Origin of the sequence: Mesorhizobium sp. M7A.F.Ca.MR.176.00.0.0 (assembly GCF_004023165.1) — a bacterium.
Lineage (GTDB): Bacteria > Pseudomonadota > Alphaproteobacteria > Rhizobiales > Rhizobiaceae > Mesorhizobium.
Genome location: NZ_RZTC01000244.1, coordinates 1 through 2,562 on the forward strand (window position 1 = coordinate 1; position 2,562 = coordinate 2,562).

Here is a 2,562-nt window from a genome sequence, read left to right on the forward strand (position 1 = left end):
GTAGGGCAGTAGGGCAGTAGGGCAGTAGGGCAGTAGGGCAGTAGGGCAGTAGGGCCTAATCCTCTGTGCTTGGCTTGCGAAGCAGGTAAGTGTCCATGATCCAGCCCTTTTTCCGGCGCGCTTCTTCACGGGTTCTCTCGATCTCGGCGCCGACATCACTGAGACGGCCAGAGATGAGAATCTCGTCTTCCGTTCCGAGATAGGCGCCCCAATGGATGACGACATCCTTGTCGGCCAGCGTGTTGAAGGCGCATTTGCCGTCGAGCAGGACGACCGCGCTGCCGGCATTGTCCGGCATGCCTTCCTCGGTCAGGCGGCGGCCTGTGGTGATGAGGACGGAATCGCCGATGCGGTTCAGCGCCATCTTGTGCCTGGCGGCAAGTGCCTGGACAGCGGTGATGCCGGGGATCACCTCAAGCTCGAACGCCACATTTCCTCGCAGGCGCACGCGCTCGAGGATGCGTAACGCGCTGTCATAGAGCGAAGGATCGCCCCAGATCAGGAAGGCGCCGCAGCCGTCGCCTGCAATCTCATCGCGGATCAGGCCTTCGTAAATGGCGGCGATGGCTTCGTGCCAGTCATCGACGGTCGCGCGGTAGGAGGGCTCCGGCCCATCTTCTACTGGCATGTCGCGCACCGGCACGTCGAATTCGACGCGGCGCGACTTCGGATTGGTGACGAAGCGGTCGCATATCCGGCGGCGCAGTTCGGCCAGTTCATTTTTTTTCGCACCCTTGTCGGGAATGAACAGCACATCCGCCTGGTTCAGGCGTGATACGGCCTGGACGGTCATGTGGTCGGGATTGCCGGCGCCGATGCCGATGACGAGAAGCTTGCGCATGGGCGAACTCCTGCCCGATCGGAACCTGTTAGTCCAGACCGCGCTGGCGCGCGTCCGCGGATGCGGAAGGGCTTTGAACGCCACATTGAAACCGCTAGGGTCCTGCAAGCATTCTGGCCGAGGTTGTTTCCATGTTGCGATATATTCTGACCGCCGTGCTGGCCCTGTCGTCCGCGCCCGCCTTCGCCAATGATTCGGTTGCCGAACTTGGCACCGGCGGCCTGATCCTGTCGCGCAGCGACGCCGTGTCGATGCAAAGCGAGGACCTCTTCATCTCGCCGGAAAAGGTGACGGTCGACTATGTCTTCCATAACAACACCGACAAGGATGTCGACGCAATCGTCGCCTTCCCGATGCCCGAAATATCGGGCAATCCCGAAGAAATCCCGGCGATTCCCGAAAACCAGAGCGACAATTTCCTCGGCTTCGAGGTGACGATCGACGGTGTTGCCGTCAAGCCGCAGTTGGAGCAGAAGGTGTTTGCGCTCGGCATCGACATCAGCGCCGAGTTGAAGGCGCAAAACGTGCCGTTCTATCCATTCGGCGATGCGGCGAAGGCGGCGCTGGCCAAGCTGCCGCAAGCGGTTGTCGATGACTGGGTCAACCGCGGCATCATCATCGAGGACACCGGCAGCGACGGCACCGAGACCACCAAGGTCTACACGCCGTTCTGGCAACTGCGTTCGACCTACTGGTGGCGCTCGACCTTTCCGGCCAACAAGGACGTCCATGTTTCCCACCACTATAAGCCGAGCGTCGGCGGCACGTCTTCAGTCAGCTTCTTCTACGACGGCAAATTCCAGGGACAGTATGCGGCCTACAAGGCCCGCTATTGCATGGATGGCACATTCGAAAATGCGGTGCGCAAGGCTGCCAAGGACGACCCTGACGGCTACCCCAAATATTTCGAGAACCGCATCGCCTATATCCTGACCACCGGCGGCAACTGGGCCACTGGCACGATCGGCAAGTTCAAGCTGACGATCGACAAGGGCAATCCGAAAGCCCTGGTCTCGTTCTGCGGCGACAATGTCAAAAAGACCGGACCGACGACATTCGAGATGACGGCGGATGATTTATACCCCGAGCGCGACATCGACATCCTGATCCTCGAGCCAACGGACGGCAATTGATGCACGTCGCAATCTACGTTGCCATCGCCGAGAACGGCGTGATCGGGCGGGACGGCGGGCTCCCGTGGCGGCTCTCCACCGATCTCAAGCGCTTCAGAGCCGATACGATGGGCAAGCCCATCATCATGGGCCGCAAGACCTATGAGGGCATCGGCCGGCCGCTGCCGGGCAGGTTGAACATCGTCGTCACCCGCGACAAGACCTGGCGCGCCGAGGGCGTCGAGGCGGCACATTCGCTCGAGGCCGCGATCCAACTGGCGACGGAGCGCGGGCGCCGCATGGCCGATGTGGACGAGGTGTGCGTCATCGGCGGCGGCGAAATCTATGTCCAGGCCATGCTGCTGGCCGATCGCCTGCATGTCACCCATGTGCTGGCAGCGGTCGACGGCGACGCGCATTTCCCGCCGATCGATCCTGATTCCTGGCACATTGTCAGCTCGCACGACGTCCCAGCCGGGGAAAAGGACAGCCACCCGACGCGTTATTCGGTCTACGAGCGGCGTCGAGAGAGACATTGAATGAAAAAAGGGGCATTGAAGGAAGACAAAGGGTCGCGACCGGACAAATCGGACGAAGTCGGCAGCGCAT

The 2,562-nt window shown here is 61.3% G+C and carries 3 protein-coding genes; 2 read left to right on the plus strand and 1 reads right to left on the minus strand.

The window, feature by feature from the left end; all coding sequences use genetic code 11:
- Positions 1-55: 55 nt before the first annotated feature.
- On the minus strand, positions 56-841 hold the full coding sequence (gene cobF, locus EOB59_RS34340; protein ID WP_128290266.1) for a precorrin-6A synthase (deacetylating): 786 nt from the start codon (positions 839-841) through the stop codon (positions 56-58).
- A 131-nt stretch (positions 842-972) separates the two neighbouring features.
- Here cobF and EOB59_RS34345 point away from each other — a divergent pair, with 131 nt between their 5' ends.
- Both EOB59_RS34345 and EOB59_RS34350 read left to right on the plus strand, forming a co-directional pair.
- Positions 973-1,974 carry a DUF4424 domain-containing protein gene (locus tag EOB59_RS34345; RefSeq protein WP_127398801.1) on the plus strand — a complete coding sequence of 334 codons (1,002 nt, stop codon included), beginning with the start codon at positions 973-975 and terminating at the stop codon, positions 1,972-1,974.
- Positions 1,974-2,492, plus strand: a complete 519-nt coding sequence (locus EOB59_RS34350) for a dihydrofolate reductase (protein WP_128290267.1) — start codon at positions 1,974-1,976, stop codon at positions 2,490-2,492. Before EOB59_RS34345 ends, EOB59_RS34350 begins: the two co-directional genes overlap by 1 nt.
- Positions 2,493-2,562 lie beyond the last annotated feature (70 nt).